Source organism: Amycolatopsis sp. CA-211722 (assembly GCF_056828465.1).
On the sequence record NZ_CP184752.1, the window covers coordinates 7,705,395 to 7,721,706 of the forward strand.

17 protein-coding genes are annotated in these 16,312 nt (G+C 70.5%); 6 read left to right on the plus strand and 11 right to left on the minus strand.

The window, feature by feature from the left end; all coding sequences use genetic code 11:
• Positions 1-194 precede the first annotated feature (194 nt).
• Genes ACOCEP_RS35365 through ACOCEP_RS35405 form a run of 9 tightly spaced genes read right to left on the minus strand, consistent with a single transcriptional unit; the run spans position 195 to position 10,554 of the window.
• Positions 195-1,664, minus strand: coding sequence for an isochorismatase family protein (locus tag ACOCEP_RS35365; protein WP_482333863.1), 1,470 nt, complete (start codon positions 1,662-1,664; stop codon positions 195-197).
• Positions 1,651-2,283 (minus strand): SRPBCC family protein, encoded by a 633-nt coding sequence (locus ACOCEP_RS35370; RefSeq protein WP_482333864.1) that lies wholly within the window; start codon positions 2,281-2,283, stop codon positions 1,651-1,653. The genes ACOCEP_RS35365 and ACOCEP_RS35370 overlap by 14 nt, the downstream gene beginning before the upstream one ends.
• Complete coding sequence (locus tag ACOCEP_RS35375) at positions 2,280-2,780, minus strand: (2Fe-2S)-binding protein (protein WP_482333865.1); 501 nt, start codon at positions 2,778-2,780, stop codon at positions 2,280-2,282. The genes ACOCEP_RS35370 and ACOCEP_RS35375 overlap by 4 nt, the downstream gene beginning before the upstream one ends.
• Positions 2,777-5,182 carry a xanthine dehydrogenase family protein molybdopterin-binding subunit gene (locus tag ACOCEP_RS35380; RefSeq protein ID WP_482333867.1) on the minus strand — a complete coding sequence of 802 codons (2,406 nt, stop codon included), beginning with the start codon at positions 5,180-5,182 and terminating at the stop codon, positions 2,777-2,779. Before ACOCEP_RS35380 ends, ACOCEP_RS35375 begins: the two co-directional genes overlap by 4 nt.
• Positions 5,179-6,045: an FAD binding domain-containing protein gene (locus ACOCEP_RS35385; protein WP_482333869.1), complete on the minus strand. Its 867-nt coding sequence runs from the start codon at positions 6,043-6,045 to the stop codon at positions 5,179-5,181. The genes ACOCEP_RS35380 and ACOCEP_RS35385 overlap by 4 nt, the downstream gene beginning before the upstream one ends.
• Positions 6,042-7,430, minus strand: a complete 1,389-nt coding sequence (locus tag ACOCEP_RS35390) for an MFS transporter (RefSeq protein ID WP_038512174.1) — start codon at positions 7,428-7,430, stop codon at positions 6,042-6,044. Before ACOCEP_RS35390 ends, ACOCEP_RS35385 begins: the two co-directional genes overlap by 4 nt.
• Positions 7,431-7,464: 34 nt before the next feature.
• Positions 7,465-8,736 carry an FAD-dependent monooxygenase gene (locus ACOCEP_RS35395; RefSeq protein WP_073844092.1) on the minus strand — a complete coding sequence of 424 codons (1,272 nt, stop codon included), beginning with the start codon at positions 8,734-8,736 and terminating at the stop codon, positions 7,465-7,467.
• On the minus strand, positions 8,714-9,511 hold the full coding sequence (locus ACOCEP_RS35400) for a maleate cis-trans isomerase family protein (protein ID WP_378418338.1): 798 nt from the start codon (positions 9,509-9,511) through the stop codon (positions 8,714-8,716). The genes ACOCEP_RS35395 and ACOCEP_RS35400 overlap by 23 nt, the downstream gene beginning before the upstream one ends.
• The gene (locus ACOCEP_RS35405; RefSeq protein WP_482333871.1) at positions 9,508-10,554 is read right to left on the minus strand and encodes a 2,5-dihydroxypyridine 5,6-dioxygenase NicX family protein; all 1,047 of its coding nucleotides are present in this window, start codon (positions 10,552-10,554) and stop codon (positions 9,508-9,510) included. Before ACOCEP_RS35405 ends, ACOCEP_RS35400 begins: the two co-directional genes overlap by 4 nt.
• A 196-nt stretch (positions 10,555-10,750) precedes the next feature.
• Here ACOCEP_RS35405 and ACOCEP_RS35410 point away from each other — a divergent pair, with 196 nt between their 5' ends.
• From ACOCEP_RS35410 to ACOCEP_RS35420, 3 genes are all read left to right on the plus strand, one after another.
• Entirely contained in the window at positions 10,751-11,251 is a 501-nt protein-coding gene (locus ACOCEP_RS35410) for a MarR family winged helix-turn-helix transcriptional regulator (RefSeq protein WP_482333873.1), read from the plus strand.
• Positions 11,252-11,334: 83 nt separating this feature from the next.
• The gene (locus tag ACOCEP_RS35415; protein ID WP_482333875.1) at positions 11,335-12,003 is read left to right on the plus strand and encodes a HEAT repeat domain-containing protein; all 669 of its coding nucleotides are present in this window, start codon (positions 11,335-11,337) and stop codon (positions 12,001-12,003) included.
• A complete protein-coding gene (locus ACOCEP_RS35420; protein ID WP_482333877.1) occupies positions 11,997-12,986 on the plus strand; it encodes a HEAT repeat domain-containing protein in 990 nt (329 codons plus the stop codon). Before ACOCEP_RS35415 ends, ACOCEP_RS35420 begins: the two co-directional genes overlap by 7 nt.
• A 125-nt stretch (positions 12,987-13,111) precedes the next feature.
• Here the strand turns inward: ACOCEP_RS35420 and bluB are convergent, their stop codons facing one another.
• Positions 13,112-13,759, minus strand: coding sequence for a 5,6-dimethylbenzimidazole synthase (gene bluB / locus ACOCEP_RS35425; protein WP_482333878.1), 648 nt, complete (start codon positions 13,757-13,759; stop codon positions 13,112-13,114).
• Positions 13,760-13,913: 154 nt separating this feature from the next.
• On the opposite strand from bluB, the gene ACOCEP_RS35430 reads away from it, so the two are divergent.
• Positions 13,914-14,123, plus strand: a complete 210-nt coding sequence (locus ACOCEP_RS35430; RefSeq protein ID WP_482333879.1) for a mersacidin/lichenicidin family type 2 lantibiotic — start codon at positions 13,914-13,916, stop codon at positions 14,121-14,123.
• A gap of 35 nt (positions 14,124-14,158) precedes the next feature.
• Here ACOCEP_RS35430 and ACOCEP_RS35435 read toward each other — a convergent pair whose 3' ends face one another.
• Complete coding sequence (locus ACOCEP_RS35435; protein ID WP_482333881.1) at positions 14,159-14,995, minus strand: alpha/beta fold hydrolase; 837 nt, start codon at positions 14,993-14,995, stop codon at positions 14,159-14,161.
• A 97-nt stretch (positions 14,996-15,092) separates the two neighbouring features.
• Between ACOCEP_RS35435 and ACOCEP_RS35440 the strand changes: the two genes are divergently transcribed.
• Positions 15,093-15,494 carry a winged helix-turn-helix transcriptional regulator gene (locus tag ACOCEP_RS35440; RefSeq protein WP_482333883.1) on the plus strand — a complete coding sequence of 134 codons (402 nt, stop codon included), beginning with the start codon at positions 15,093-15,095 and terminating at the stop codon, positions 15,492-15,494.
• A 191-nt stretch (positions 15,495-15,685) separates the two neighbouring features.
• The gene (locus tag ACOCEP_RS35445) at positions 15,686-16,312 is read left to right on the plus strand and encodes a DUF1345 domain-containing protein (protein WP_482339876.1); all 627 of its coding nucleotides are present in this window, start codon (positions 15,686-15,688) and stop codon (positions 16,310-16,312) included.

Sequence of the window (16,312 nt, forward strand, 5' to 3'; positions counted from 1 at the left end):
CGGCTCAGCCGAGGAAACTCGACCTTCACACCTTCCCCAAGTACGTGAAGGCCCCCTTCACTGCGTCTAGCGCAATGAAGGGGGCCTTCACGTACTGCAGCTGCGAGCGAGCGTGGCAGTGGCATGGTGAGGCGCCACCCACGACCAACGGGACCGCAACCTTCAACGTTGCGAAAATGGCTTTCGCAACCCACTCACAACAGTTTCCGCAACGCCTCCCGCAAAGCGGCAAGAGCGGCTTCGGGCTCATCCCAGAAGATCATGTGCCCCGCCTTCGGGATCTCGACGAACTCGGCCGACGGATTGCGCTCGGCCGCTTCAGCCGCACCGGCGGCCGTGACGACCGGACTAGCGCCGCCGTACAGGAAGTACGTCGGAGCGGGCACCGTCGGCCAGTCATCGAAGAAGTCCTCGGATTCGAACCCGGCGTGCGTGGCGACGATCGCGTCGCGGGAGCACGAAGAAAGCCAGCGGGCGCGCAGTTCCTGTTCCCGCCGCGGCCATCGCGGCCACGATCGGGCCACCTCGTCGGCGTCGGTGCCCCGGCCGGCCTGCGCGAGTTGCCCGAGGAAGGCGTCGAGCGTGGTCGGATACGGCGCCCGCCCGGGGCCGCTCAGCGGCGGGTCGGCCAGCACCGTGCCCCGGAACGGCCGAGTGGCCGCGGCCCGTGCGGCGATCCGCGCGCCCATCGAGTGTCCGAAAAGGATCGGATCGCGCAGCCCGAGCCCGTCCACGACCGCCCCGACATCGGCGGCGTAGCTTCCCAGGTCGTACTCCGCGGCGTCATCGGACAGCCCGCGGCCGCGCACGTCGAGCACGATCGGCCGCACGAGATCGGTGAGTTCCCGTGCCACGAAGTCCATCGTGACCGCGGGGCTGGTGATCCCCGGCAGCACGAGCACCGGGACACCGTCGGCGGGACCGTAGTCGAGGACGTGCAGCCGGACCGGACCCGACGTCACCCACCGGCTGGTCGCCGGAACGTCACCGAGGTCCGCCAACGCGGCCTGACCGAGCGTCCGGTGATCCTGGTCCGCCAGGTACGCCAAGGCATCGTCGAGAGCGACGACGTCCGCGTATTTCGCTTGCAGGTCGAACAAAGCGGCATCGTGCGGCCCGGCAGCCCGGTCGCCACAGGCTTCCCGGACGACCAGCGTGTCGAAGCCGGACTGGACGGCGTCGACCGCGGTCGCGCGGACACATCCCGAAGTCGTCGCGCCGCAAACGACGACGGTGTCCGTGCCCAGACTCGTCAGGAGCGCCGCCAGCGAGGTCCCGTGGAACGCCGACGCGCCCTTCTTCAGGACGAGATGGTCGTTCTCACGCCGTTCGAGCCTCGGGTCGAGGGCGACCGCGTCGCTGCCTTCGCGGAGTTGCCGCATCCCAGGCGCTTTCCGGAGCCACGCGACGGCGTCACCGTCCGCTTCGGCGGGTGTGTAGCTGATCGCGGTGTAGATCACCGGCACACCCTGTCGCCGTGCTTCGGCGACGAGGGCGGCGGTCGCGGTGACCTCGGCGGTGAGGTCGGCTCCGGACGGGAAAGCGGGTTCGGTGAAGCCCCGCGTCAAGTCGACCACGACCAGCGCCGGACGCGATCCGCGCGGCACGCTCGCGCCGAAACCGGCTCGGTCGTACACGCTGTCGAGGCTTTCATCGACGGCCACGCTGCAACTCCTTGATCAGTTTGTCCTGGGTGCGGATCCGGCCCAGCAGCCAGCCCTGGAACAGCCCGAGGGCCGCGGCGGCCGCGATCACGCCGTAACGTTTGACGCCCTCGGGAACCACCATGGCGAGACCGTCGACGGCCTCCGGCACCGGCGCGGGAGCGGCCGCGACAGGCCCCGCCCGAAGCTGGTCGGCGAGATTGCGGGCGAACTGGTCCAGCAGCCGGGTGGAGACCGCGCCGATCGCGCCCTTGCCGAATTGGGCGAGCTTGCCGCGGATCGACAGATCGGTGCGCAGTTCGATGGTGGCGCCGCCGGGTGCCTCGCGCACGGTCAGCGTGACGTCGGCCTCGGCGTCCCCGTTGCCGTGGGCGTCCGCTCCCCTGGCCACCAGCCGCAGGCTGCGGTCGGCCTCGGTGACGTCGGTGAACCGCACGGTGCCCGAGTAGGCGGCGGTGATCGGGCCGACCTTGACCTTGACGCGGCCGAGATAGGCGTCGTCCTGCCGTCCGTCGAGGGTCGCGCCGGGCAGGCAGCCCGCCACTCGTTCGACGTCGTTGATCAAGGCGAAGACCTCGTCGGGTCCCGCCGGTACGGACAGCTGGTTCTCCAGGATCACGCTGTCGCCTCCTTCTCCTTGGCGTGGCATCGACGGGTCGCGGTCGCCTCGATCGCGTCCACGATCGTCTGGTAGCCGGTGCAGCGGCACAGGTTCGCCGAGACGGCCTCACGGATCTCCTCGCGCCCCGCGTCCGGTCGCTGGGCGAGGAATCCCTCGGCCAGCATGAGGAATCCGGGCGTGCAGAAGCCGCACTGCAGGCCGTGGTGCTCGCTGAAAGACCGTTGCAGATCGGAAAGTTCGCCGTCCCGCCCCAGCGACTCGACCGTGCGGACCTCGGCCGACTCCGCCTGGACGGCGAACATCAGGCAGGCCCGCACCGGTTCGCCGTCGACGAGAACGGTGCAGGCGCCGCAAACACCGTGCTCGCAGCCGACGTGGGTGCCGGTGAGCCCGAGGTCGTGGCGCAGGACGTCGAGCAGGGTCTTGCGCGGTTCGACGAGCGCCTCGTGCGACTCGCCGTTGACGTTCAGGACGATCAGATGCCGGTCGCTCATGAGGGGACGCTCACTTCCTGGTGGATCTCCGCGTCGAGCGCGGCGAGCACGGTCTGCGGGTGGACCGGGGTCGTGTCGAGTTCGACCCCGGTACGGCGCAACGCGTCGTTGATCGCGTTCAGCACCGCGGCCGGCGCGCCGATGGTGCCGCCCTCCCCCGCGCCTTTCGCACCGTTTTCCGTGAAGGCGCAAGGGGTTTCGAGGTGGGTGACGGTGATGTCGGGGATCTCCGTCGCGGTCGGGACGAGGTAGTCGATGAAGCTCGCGGCCGACGGCTCCCCGTTGCCCGCGTAGGTGACCTCCTCGAACAGCGCGCCGGCGATGCCCTGCGCGATCCCGCCGCGGCACTGGCCGTCGACCACCTGCGGATGGATCACCACGCCGCAGTCCTCGACACAGGCGTAGCGCAGGATCTTGATCTGGCCGGTACCCGGATCGGCTTCCACGACCACCGCGTGCGTGGCGTTGGAGAAGGTGCCGTCACCGGGCACGTCGAAGCTCGCCGTGGCCGTCAACGTCGGTTCGACGTCCTTGGGCAGCAGATGACTGCGCAGGTACGCCACGTCGGCGATCTCCTCGAACGACGCGCGACGCTCCGGATCGTCGATCTGGACGACACCACCGTCGCCGTCGAGCCGGACGTTGTCGGGGCTCGTTTCGAGCAGGTGTGCGGCGATCTTGCACAACAGTTCGCCGAGCTTGTCGGCCGCGAGCGACACCGCCGAGCCGCCGATGGTCACCGAACGGGACGCGAAAGTCCCCCACCCGTAGGCGATCCGCTCGGTGTCGCCCTGCCGGAGCTTGACCTGGTCGAGGTGCAGCCCCAGCCGGTCGGCCACGATCTGCGCCAGCGTCGTCTCGTGGGACTGGCCGTGGTTCATGGTGCCGCTGGTGACCACGACGGAGCCCGTGGTGTCCATCCGGATCTCGGAGATGTCGAAACCGGGGACCACCGCCATCTTCCGCTTGGCGAAGGCGCCCGAGCCGTAACCGGTCCGCTCGGAGAAGCAGCAGTAACCGATGCCGACATGCCTGCCCTCGGCGGCGGCACGATCGCGGATCTCGTACCAACCCTCGTCGCGGATCGCCGCTTCGGCGAGTTCGAGCGATTCCCGATAGGTGCCGGGGTCGTAGGTGATGGCGTTGACCCCGGTGTACGGGAACTGCGTGATCACGTTGCGCCGCCGGATCTCGACCGGATCGAGGCCGAGTTCCCGCGCCGCGCGTTCCATGACCCGTTCGATCGCCATCACGTACTGCGGACGGCTGACCCCGCGGTAGGGCGCCGTCGGTGCCTTGTTGCTCGCGATGGCGCGGGCACGGACCCGGTATTCGGGCACTTGGTAGACGCTCGGCATCTCGGCCGACGCCATCAACGGCTCGATCCCCGCCGTGAACGGGTAACAGGAGTACGCGCCCATGTCGCAGACGACGTCCACGTCCAGCGCGGTGATCCGCCCGTCCTCGTCGAACGCCGCCAGCGTGCGGTAACGCTGTTCCCTGGCAAGGAATCCGGCGGTGAGCGCCTCGCGCCGGTCTTCGATCCACTTCACCGGCCGGTTCAGCCGCCGGGCCGCCGCCGCGACGGCGATCTCCTCGCGGCCGACGACGCATTTCTGCCCGAAACCCCCGCCCATGTCCGGGACGGTGACCCGCACGGTGCGTTCGGGGACCCGCAGGGAACGGGCCATCGCCGTGCGCACCTGATGCGGCACCTGCGTGCACATCCGGACGAGCAACTGGTCGTCGTGGTCGTCCCAGGAAGCGACCACTCCCCGCGTTTCGAGCGGGAGCGCGTTCTGCCGTCCGCTCTTCGTGACGACCTCGACCACCCGGCCGCCGCCCGCGCGGGCCGCCTCGAACGCCGCGTCGACACCGGGCGTGTCGAACATCGACACGTCGACGAGCACGTTGCCCGGCGCCTCGTCGTGCACGAGTGGAGCGCCCTCGGCGAACGCCGACTCCTCCGACACGATCGCCCCGAGCGGCTCGTAATCCACCACCGCGGCCTCGACCCCGTCTTCGGCGCTGTACGGATCGCGGGCGACGACCAGCGCCACCGGCTCTCCGGTGAACCGCACCTTCTCCCTGGCGAGGATCGGCATCGCGGTCGGCGAGAACTCCTCGGGCGGGCGATCGAGCAAAGCGACGATGTCCCCGAGCCCCAGGTCTTCCGCCGTATACGCGGCGACGACTCCTTCGACCGCCAGAGTGGCCGACAGGTCGATCCCGGCCAACTTGCCGTGCGCGACCGTCGAACGGACGAAGGCCGCGTGCAGCATTCCCGGCAGCTGGATGTCGTCGACGAACCGGCCGCGGCCGGTGAGCAGGCGAGGATCCTCACGCCGGGGCACGGACGCGCCGACCCAGCGGCCTTGGCGTCCGTCGAACCGTGCGGTCATCGCGTTCCTCCTTTCTCCCACGCCTCGTGCAGCGCCTGGGTGACGAGCGTGCGCGCCAGCCGGCGGCGGTAGGCCGCGCTGCCCGCCGCGTCGTCGGGCGGATCGATCGCCGCCGCGGCGGCCGCCCCGCAGGCGGCGAACAGCTCCGGGCCGGGAACGCCGCCGTCGAGCAGCGCTTCGGCCTCGGGCACCCGGACGGGCGCGGGGGCGACGCCGCCGAGCACGACGCGGCCCCCGCGCTCCGCGTCGATGCTCACCGCGGCGTCGACGATCGCGAAATCGCCGTGACGGCGGGCGAATTCGGTCAGCGCGGCCCGGGGCGACGGCCTCGTGAAGCGCACCGCGGTCACGACCTCCTCCGGTTCGACGGCGGTGGTGTAGAAGCCGTGGAACATCTCCGCGGCCGGGATCTCCCTGGGGCCGCGCGGGCCCTCGGCGACGATGACCGCGTCGAGCAGCAGGGCCAGCAGGCACCATTCCGCGGTCGCGTCGCCGTGGACGACGCTGCCCGCCACCGTGCCGCGGGACCGGATCGGCAGATGCCCCACCCACCGCATCGCGCGGGAGAGCACGTCGAAATCCGGTCCCAGCTCGGCGAGCTCGACCGCACGATGAGTGACCAGTGCGCCGATGGTGAGGCTGGAACCGTTGCGCCGGAATGAGTTCAGCGCCGGGTCCCGGCGCAACGGTCCCAGATCCACCAGCGCCGTGGGGCGGGCGAGCCGGAAGTTCATCATCGGCATCAGGCTCTGGCCGCCGGCGATGAGTTTCGGATCCTCGCCCGCCGCGGCGAGCTCGCCGAGCAGGCCGACGGCGTCGGTGACGTCGTGGGCTCGGTGGTACCGGAACGCGGCGGGCTTCACAGAGCCGTCCTGGTCTCGGCGGGTGCCTCGACCGGGTCGACGATCCGGTCGAGTTCGCGGCCGCGGGTCTCCGGCGCGCCCACCTTCATGAACACGACCGCGGCCACCACGAGCACACCCAGCACGGTGAAGGTGAGCGGCAGCCCGAGCACCGGCCACAGCACGCTGCCGAACAGCAGGGGCGCGAAGCCGGTGATCGCCCGGCTCGACGACGACGCCCAGCCGAACCCCGAAGCCCGCAGTTCCGTCGGGTAGAGCTCGGAGACGTAGGCGTACATCACCGGGATGACCACCAGCGCGAACAGGCCGAACGCGCCGATCGCCACCACCGCCGCGGCAGGCGTGTCGAGCAGCAGGGAGAACACGACGAGCGACAGTGCGGTGAGCGGACCGGCGACCATGATGATCCGCTTGCGGCCGACCTTGTCGACCAGGAGCACGGCCACCGCGACACCGACGATGCCGGTCGCGTTCATGAGCGCGGTCGACGCGAAGGCGGCGATCTCGCCGAATCCCTGCGCCCGCAGGATGGACGGCATCCAGCTCAGCGCGGCGTAGTAGACCAGCATGACGCTGATGAACAGCGACCACGCCACCGCCGTGATCCGCGGGTTGAACGCCCACACCCGGCGCAGCTGATCGAACGCGGCCGCGACCGCGCCGCCGCGGGTGTCCTCGACCACCGCGGGCGGGACCGAGTACGGCTCCGGTGTCGCTCCCGTGCGGCGCACGAGGTCGTCGATCACGGCCCGCGCCTCCGCCTCGCGGCCCTTGCGCACCAGGTACAGCGGCGATTCCGGGACACCACGCCGCACCCAGAACAGCAGCAGCGCGGGCAGGATCATCAAGACCAGCATCCAGCGCCAGTTCCCCTGGACCGGGAGCAGCAGCGTCGCGGTGACGGCGGCCAGAGTGGTCCCGATCGGCCACCAGCCGTCCATCGCGGACAAGACCCGGCCGCGATGTTTGCGCGGGGAGAACTCACTGACGATCGCGTAGTCGACCGGGATACAGCCGCCCAGTCCGATCCCCGCCAGGAAACGCAGCGCCAGGAACGTCTCCACGTTCGGCGCGAGCGCGCCCAGCACGGAGAACAGCGCGAACAGCAGCAGCGTGACACTGAACGCCCGTTTCCGGCCGATCCGGTCCGCGATCGTGCCCCAGACGACCGCGCCGACGGCCATGCCGATCAGGTTCGCGGTGGCCACCAGGCCCTTCCCACCGGCGGACAAGCCGAATTCCGTCCCGACGAGCGGGGTGAGGAATCCGTTCAGCGCGACGTCCCAGGCATCGAACATGTAGCCCAGCCCGCCGATGAGGAAGATCTTTCCCTGCACGCTCCAACGCCAGGGCAGGTCCTGGACGATCTGATCACCAGTACGCATGAACCACTCCGATGCGATTGCCGGCCAGCGCGCCTCAGCGGGCGAACTGGTAGTGGATGGACTCGGTGTCGGGGTCGGTGAGCGGGCTGCCGTTCCACAGCCAGTCGTAGGACACGTCGGATTCGCCGTCGAAGCGCCGTAGCTTCTCGTCCCGTTCGCGCTGTTCGGGACCGTCGGGCAGGTGGTAGAAGTCCATGTTCTGCAGCGAGGCGTCCTGGACCATGCCCGCGTGCTTGGCGCGCCGGTCCACGTAGCGGACCAGGGCACCGTCGATCCCGTCGCGCGTGACGCGGCCCAGCTCTTCGGCCAGCACCGCGGCGTCTTCCATCGCCTGGGACGCGCCTTGTGCCTGGTACGGCAGCATCGCGTGGCAGGCGTCGCCGAGCAGGGCGACCCGGCCGTCGACCCAGACCGGGTCACGGCGACGGCGGTACATCGCCCACACCGAGACGTCCTCGTCCTTCGCCTTCGCCAGCATCGTCGGAACCCGATCGTCCCAGTCGTGGTACTCCGCGGCGAGTTCGGCGGCGGTCGCCGGACCGCTCCAGTCCTTCTCCACCGTTTCGGTGCACGGCACGATCGCGACCACGTTGAGGTACTCCCCGCCGCGGATCATGTAGTGCACCAGGTGTTTGTTGGGGCCGTACCAGATCGTGGAGTGGTAGCGGTCGGACAGGAAGCGGGTGGCGGGATCCTGCGCGATCAGGTCGCCCGAGATCAGCGCCCGGTACGCCATCTCGCCGGAGAACGCGAGGGTGTCGTCGAAGCCGGCGAGATCGCGCACCGAAGACCGGATGCCGTCCGCCCCGATCACGAGGTCGCCGGTGAACCGGCGTCCGTCGGCGGCGATCACGGCGGGCCGGTCCGGCACCGTCCGGTCGAGGTCGACCACCCGCGCGCCGGTCGCCACCCGCACCACCGGACCGATCCCGTCGGGATCCAGGCAGGCGTCGAGCAGCACTCCGTGCAGGTCGGCGCGGTGGTAGTGCCAGTAGGGCGCGCCGTACTGGTCGGTCACCCGCCCGCCGAGCTCCAGCTGGGCGATGATGCTGCCGTCGGCCCAGCGACGGCGCACCTGGTCCTGCGGCTCGGTCCGCACCCGCTCCAGCCGGGCGCGCAGCCCGAGGCCGATGAGGATCCGGCTGGCGTTCGGCGCGGTCTGGATCCCCGCGCCGATCTCGCCCAGTGCCGGGGCGGCCTCGACCACGGTGACGCGCAACCCCCGCTGCCGCAGGGACAACGCGGCGCAGAGCCCACCGAGCCCGCCACCGACGACAACGACCTCAAACGACTGACTCGCGGCCATGCCCGCCTCCCGTCTTCGTCAACGCTTCCGCGCCACTGAGCAACCTCCCGGCGCCGGGCACCGTGGGGTCGACGCCGAGTTCCGTCAGGATCCGGAACGTCGTGGCCGTCGCCGCCGACAGGACCGGGATCCCGATCTCGTCCTCCACCGGCTGGATCGCGGGCAGCGACGGCATCTGCACACAGGCGGACAGCACCAGGGTGTCCACATCGGACAGATTCAGCCTGCGATGGTGCTCGCGCAGCCCGGCGGGATCCAGCCGGGCCACGGCGAGGTTGTCCGGCACTTCCAGCGAAAGGGCGTCGGCGACCTCGAATCCGGCGTCCTCGATGTAGTCCGCCACCGCCTTGGTCAACGGCTTCAGGTACGGCGTGATGATCGCGACCTTGCGGGCGCCGAGCGCTTCGAGCCCGGACAGCAGCGCACCGGCACTGGAGACGACCGGCGCGTCGCAACCCTCTTCACGCAGCACGCGCGTGATGTCGTCTTCGGCGGTGCAGTGGTAGCCGGGCCCCTGGGCCATGATCGCCACGAGACACGCGGTGGCGACGACATCGGGCTTGGCGTCGGCGAGTTCGGCCGCGGCGCGTCCGGCCTGGGCGTTCATCGCCCGCAGCTGTTCGGGTTCGACGTGCCGCATCCGGGCCCTCGCGGAGTGGAAGACGAACCGGTCCCCCGGCTCGGCCTCCTCCCTGGCGCGCAGCATCCGCGGCAGCTCGGTCTCCATCGTGAGATTCGAGCTGGGGACGATCATCCCGATGTGGTGGTCGGTCATCGGCGGGCCGCCGGACGCATCTCGACGACGGTCAGCTCGCCGTTGTCGACGATCAGTTCGTCGTCCAGGTAAAGGGAATTGCCGCGCATGGGGATGTCGAAGTGGCAAGGCGTGTCGTTCGGGCCGCCGAGCTCGTTGTTGGGACCGATGGAGAACATGACGTTGCCGTAGAAACTCCGCAGCTCCATGCCCATCCCGCCGGGGAACTGGGTCAGGCCGTGCCAGTGCGCGCGCTCGTCGAGGCCCCAGCCCACGTGGCTCATGCCGTAGCCGCGGGGATCGTCGAAACTCTCGATGTAGGAACGCAGCAGATCCGCGTCGAGCCCGGATGATCCGGCTCCGCCGCGGATGTCCCGGATGAAGCCCTGCTCGATGGTGATCTCGACCGGGGTCTGTACGTAGCTGTTGAACGGCAACAGAACGTCGCCCGGTGACAGCACGATCTTCCCGTCGACGCCGTCGTCGGCACCGCCGGTGAACACGAACGCCGCCGGCCAGTGGTCCCAGCGGCCGGGCGTGTCGGTGTAGCCGTATTCGGACAACGTCGGGTACACGCCGAGCTGATACGTGACATCGGTACCCGCCGGGCTGGTGATGCGCATCGTGCCTGCCTTGGCCAGGAGTTCCGCGCCGATCTCCACGCGCTCGCGCAGTTCCTTCGTCGGCATGAGCCTGGCCAGCAGCTCGGGCGGTTCGACGGCAGTGAGGATCCGGGTGCCCGCGTCCTGGATGGCGAACTGTTCCTTGCTGAACAACAGGAACGTGCAGTCGACCACCATGTCGACGCTCTTGAGCGCTTCCACCGCCAACGGGATGTTCCCGAGCCCCGAGTCGCCCACCGCCCACGCGCCCGCCGCGCTGACCGGCGAGGGCAGCCGCATGTGGTAGGCCGAAGCGCCGAGCTGCTGCGCGGCCCACAAGAAGGCGTCGGCGTACTCCGCCCGCTCACCGCCGCGGGTCAGCACCACCACGGTCTCGCCCTCGTGCACCCCCGAGAACGTCAGCTGGCGCAAACAGATGTCGTTGAACAGGTTCCGGTCCATCGCCGACCACCTCCATATTGATCCGAGCACGTACTATCCGGGTACGCAAGACCGGGCTTCATACGAACACGTACTATCCGGATACGCAAGAGGTGACGGCGGACAGATCTCGGCGGCCTTCCCGTGAGCGACCGTCCGGACACGTAGGATCACCGCGGGGGCCCGGGCAGCGGGTTGGAGCCGACAAGGAGCAGCGATGGGTGAATCGGCGCGCACGGGCCGGCGCAGGGACGACGCACCGGCCGTCACGCCCGCGACGCCGTCGGACCTGCTGGCGGCTCCCGGTTATGGCGCCCGCCGGCTGTACCAGGCGTACCTCGCCGCGTGGAACCGCCATGTGGATCCGGTGCTGACCGGCCCGCAGTTCGCGGTCCTGTCCGCGGTCCGCGCCTATCCCGGCAGCGACCAGAGTTCACTCGCGGGCGCCGTCGCGCTCGACACCTCGACGATGGCCGATCTGTGCCGCAGGCTCGAACGGCGGGGGCTCATCCAGCGCGTCGAGTCCCCGCACGACGCGCGGCGCAAGCTGCTTTCGCTCACCGACGAGGGCAAGTCGGTCTTGAGCCAGGTGAACCGCCGCGCGCGCCGTCTGGACAAGGCACTCCTCGACGGCGACGACGACATCGACATGGCGGCGTTGCTCAACGCGCTCGGTGCCCGCTGGGAGCGGATCGCCGAGGTCGACAAGCTCCGCTGAGGCCGACACGCCGGGTTCCGGCGCTTCGGGGTTGACCTTGACATCGTGACAAGGTCTTCACTGAAGCGCAGGAGGTGGTTCCCATGAACCCGACCACGGACACCCGGCTGCTCGACGCTCTCCGCTCCGAGGACGCGTCGACGCGGCTCAAGGCCGCCATGGCCGCGGGCACCCGGCCCGACCCGCGCTTCACCGACGCCCTCGTCGCGCGCTGCGCGGTCGAGCCCGACTTCTTCGTCCGCGACATGCTCACCTGGGCGTTGACCCGGCTCCCGCCGGAGAGCACGGTGCCCAAGCTGCTGGTGGAGCTCCGCTCCGAGCGTGCGCAGGCGCGGAGCCAGGCGTTGCACACCCTGTCCAAGATCGGGGACCGCACCGCCTGGCCCGCGATCACCGAATCCCTGATGCACGACGCCGACGACGAGGTCGCCCGGAGTGCCTGGCGTGCCGCCGTCATCCTCGTGCCGGAGGGCGCGCGGGCCGGGCTGGCCGCAGAACTGGCCATCGAGCTCGGCCGCGGTGACCGGACCAGGCGGCTGAGCCTCAGCCGGGCACTCATCGCGCTCGGGGAGGCCGCCTGCGAGCCGGCCCTGCGGAAGGCCTCGGAAAGCCGCGACGACGCGGTGCGCGCGCACGCTTTCGCCACGGAACGCCTGCTGCGCGACCCGGAAGCGGGTTTCGACGTGACCGCGGACGAGGCGAAACGGATCGTGGCGCTGGGTCCGCGGGCGGCCGGAGGGTCGGCGTGCTGATCGGCGAGGTGGCGCGGCGTTCGGGGGTGAGCTCCCGGATGCTGCGCCACTACGACTCCCTCGGCCTGGTGCGGCCGACGGGACGCACCGTCGGCGGCTACCGGGAGTACCAGGACGAGGACATCCGCCGGATCTTCCATGTGGAGAGCCTGCGCTCGCTGGGGTTGTCCCTGCGCCAGATCTCACGCGCGCTCGAGGACCCCACCTTCACGCCGTCGACGCTGGTCGGGGACCTCATCCGCCAGGCGGAGGACCGGTTGAACCAGGAGCGGGAACTGCTCGCGCGGTTGCGGGCGGTCGACGCGTCCGCCGCCTCGGACTGGCAGGACGCCCTGCGCATCGTGGAACTCCTGCGAGGGCTCACTTCGCCTCACGCGGCGCGCCGCCAGCAGGCCGTCCTGAATCCGGCCGAAGACCTGCCGGTGCCCGCCGACCGCATCGCCGACGCGATCCTGACCGAGGCCGACCCGAACGTCGCCGGGGCCCTGCGCTGGGCGCTCGCGCGGGCGGGCGGCGACGGGGTGGCCGAGGTGGCGGCGGGGCTGCGCGCCGACGATGCGGACGTCCGGCAGCGCGCGGTGCTGGCGCTCGCCGAGATCCCAGGTGACGATGCGGGCAAGGCGCTCACGGAGGCGCTCGGGGACCCCGACGCGAGGGTGCGCGGGCCCGCCGCGCTCGCCCTGGGCGGGCGCGGCGCGACCGCGGCCATCCCCGCCCTCGTCGGCATGGTGGTCGACGGCACGAACGACGTCGAAGCCGCGGAGGTCCTGGGTTCGCTGGTCGAGAACCCGCGGTCGGAGGAACGGATCATGGCCGCGTTGGCCGACGCGCTCGCCGGGGATTCCGAGGTCCGGATCCGCGTGGTCCAAGCCCTGGCGGAGATTCCGGGGGCCAGGGCGGGTGGCCTGCTGGAGCGGCTCGCCGGGGACAGCGATCCGGCGGTCGCGCTGATCGCGTCCGCCCTCGCCGGCCGGGACCGATGAGGGTCCCTACCGTCTGGCGATCATGTCGCGAAAGCCACTTTCGAGACGTCTGAGGTCCCGAAAGTGGCTTTCGCGACGCCGTTCCGGACCAGAGCCGCGGAACCGACTGTGTCCCTTATGGACAGTCAGATACGCGGCTCGTACCGTTCGTGGTGCAGCACGGCGTCGAGCGGAAGACGTTCCCGCCAGCCGTGCCGCTCCAGATCGGGGACGGTGGGGAGATCCCGCACCGGGCCGACGCACAGCCACGCCACCGGCCGGACGTTTCCGGGCAACCCGACCAGATCGCGCAAGAACTCCTCACGGTAGAAGCTGACCCAGCCGACGCCGAGACCTTCGACCGTCGCCGCCAGCCAGAGGTTCTGGATGGCCAGGCACACCGAGTACAGACCGGCGTCGGCGATCGCGTGCCTTCCCAGCACGTCGGGCGCGCCGCGTCCCGGGTCGTAGCCGACCACGATCCCGGCGGAGGACTCGACGATCCCCTCGATCTTGATGTTCGCGAAGACCCGGGCCCGCTCGACGTCCAACCGGTCTTCGAACACCTCGCGTTCGGCCAGCACGTGCTCGCGAAACCGCTTCCGAAGGTCCATATCGGACACCACGACGAAATCCCAGGGTTGGGAAAGGCCCACACTCGGCGCGGCGTGCGCCGCGCTCAGCACTCGGCGCAGCACCTCGTCCGGAATCGGCTCGCCGGTGAACTCTCCCCTGGTGTCCCGCCGCCGGAAGATCGTGTCGTACACCGAGCCGTCCTCTGTCTCACGCGTCATGTGCCTGATCGTGCCCGTTCCGGTTCGGTGCCCGCGCGACCGGCCCCGTCCACCGGACGCCCACCGCGTGCCCACCTGGTACCTACCGCCGTGCCCCACGGTGTGGTCCAGGCCGGTGCCCCGGCCGCGATCACGACACCGAAGGAGACAAGGAATGTCCGAACACGACATCGTCCGTTACTGGAAGGACGAGGGCTACCGGGCCGCCACCGGCGCCGGGCTCCTGCCCGCCAACCCGGCCGGGCTCGTCGAACTCACCGACGAGGCGCTCGACTCGCTCGTCGCCGGAGCCGGCGCCGAGATGCTGCTGGGCTCGTGCATCCTGCTGAGCTGCTTCAACCAGGCCGATCCCGACCCGTGCTGACCGCGGCGGGGTGGGCCCGCCGGGCAGACAGGCCGTCACCGGCCCGCGGTGAGGAACGGGATCAGCAGGCGAAGCAGTTCCGCGGGACGGTCCAGCGGGATGATGTGGCCGCAGTCCTCGATGAGGTGACCGGTGAGGTCGTCGGCGACGGGACGTAACTGCCGTTCCAGCGCACGCCCCACCGGGTGGGCGCCGATCGCCATCGTGGGCATCGTGAGCCTGGTGCCGGCCACCGCTTCACCGATCTGGCGCGCGGTGTCCGGCATGGCCCGATAGTAGGAGAAAGCGCAGCGCAGGGCGTCCTGCCCGGTGTAGGCGTCGACGAAGGCATCGCGGATCTCCGGCGGCACGCCGCGCCCGAGCGTGCCCGCCGCGAGGAACCAGTCGAGGTAGTCCGCCTCATGTCCGATGAGGACCTTTTCGGCGAGGCCGGGGACGGCGTGGAAGCCGAACCACCACGGCGGGCCGCCGGCCAGGAAGTCCTCGGCGCCGGGCAGCGAACCCACCAGCGACTCCATCACGACGAGCCGCCGCACCAGCTCCGGCCGCCGCAGGGCGAGCAGGAAGGCGACCGGAGTGCCCGCGTCGATGGCGACAACGTCCGCCACCGGTTCGCCGAGGGCGTCCAGGATGCCTTCGGCGTCGGCGACCAGCGTGCTCGCGTCGTAGCCGTCCGCGGCGCGGGTGCTGCCGCCGAGCCCTCGCAGATCCGGGGCGATGACCCGGTGCCGCTCGGCCAGCGGGCCGATGATCTCGCTCCAGAGCCGCCATGTGTGCGGGAAGCCGTGCAGCAACAGGACCGCGGGCCCGCTGCCCGTGACGGCCACGTCGACCTCGATGCCGTTGACGCCGATCCGTCGTACCTGGGGCACGTCGCCTCCCTGTGGTTACCATTGGTTACCAGAAAACCGTAGGTAACTTCCGGTGTGCCGCCAAGACGGCACTTTCCCCACAGGTGGTGAGCTCCAGGTGACCTCCAAACCGGCACGGCGTGGTGATCTGTTCGACCCCGAGTGCCCCACTCGCCGGCTGCTCGACCGCATCGGCACGAAGTGGACGTCGATGGCGGTCAAGGTCCTCGCGGAGGCGGCTCCGGACGAGGTCCGGTTCGCCGAGCTACGGCGCAGGATCCCTGGCGTGTCTCAGAAAATGCTGTCGGTGACCCTGCACAGCCTGGTCCGTGACGGCCTCGTCGACCGCCGGGTGGAGCCCACCGTGCCACCCCGCGTGCACTACCGGCTGACCGACCTCGGCCGGTCGCTCGACGTCCCGCTGGCGGCGCTCCGGAACTGGGCCGAAGAGCATATGGCCCTGATCGACGAGGCCAACGCGATGGCCGACGACTCCCCTGTTCGAAGCGGCTCCGGATAGGACCACTCGTCGCCTGAGGACGGCGGGGCGCCACGAAAGATCACCTCGTCACTGGAACGGGGTACCGCGGCCCGCCGGCGCCGGGCCTCCGGTGCGAGACTGGCCCGACTCGTCGGGGAAAGGAGACCACGCTGTCTCGCCAAACGGCTCGGGGCTGGCTGTCCGAGCGCCGCAGGAGCGGCTTGAGCGTCGTGTTCGCGCTGGTCGTCGCCGCGCTGGCGGCCGCGTTCCGCCAGGACATCCTGTCGATCTCGGTGGTCGACGCCGGTGTTCTGGTCCTTCTCGCGTACCTCGTCGCCTACCTCGTCGTGACGGTGGCCGCGTTCGGCGCGGCGACCTCCGAGCAGATCCACGACTGGGCACGGCGGGAAAGCCGCGGCTCGTTCGCGCAGCGGTACGTGTTCGGGACCGCGCCGGGGCCGGGGGTGTCGATCATCATCGCGGCGGCCGCGCTGGCGGTGGCGGTGGTGTGGATGCCGGGGCTCGGCGGCGAGAGCCTGCCGGCGGGCGCGCGGGTGGGGGTCGCGGTCGCGCTGGTCGTCGTCGCGTGGATCTGTGTCCTGGTGTCGTTCGCGATCGCCTACCACGCGGACGACGTGGTCGAACGGGGCGCCGCCCTGCGGTTCCCCGGCGACGGATCCGCCGAGTGGTCGGACTACATCTACTTCGCGGTGTCCGTGATGACGACCTTCGGGACGACCGATGTGGACGTCGTCTCCCGGGAGATGCGCAGGACGGTGACCACGCACGCGGCCATCGCCTTCGTGTTCAACACGGTGACCGTGGCGGCGGTCGTGTCCACTTTGAACGGCGGCTGA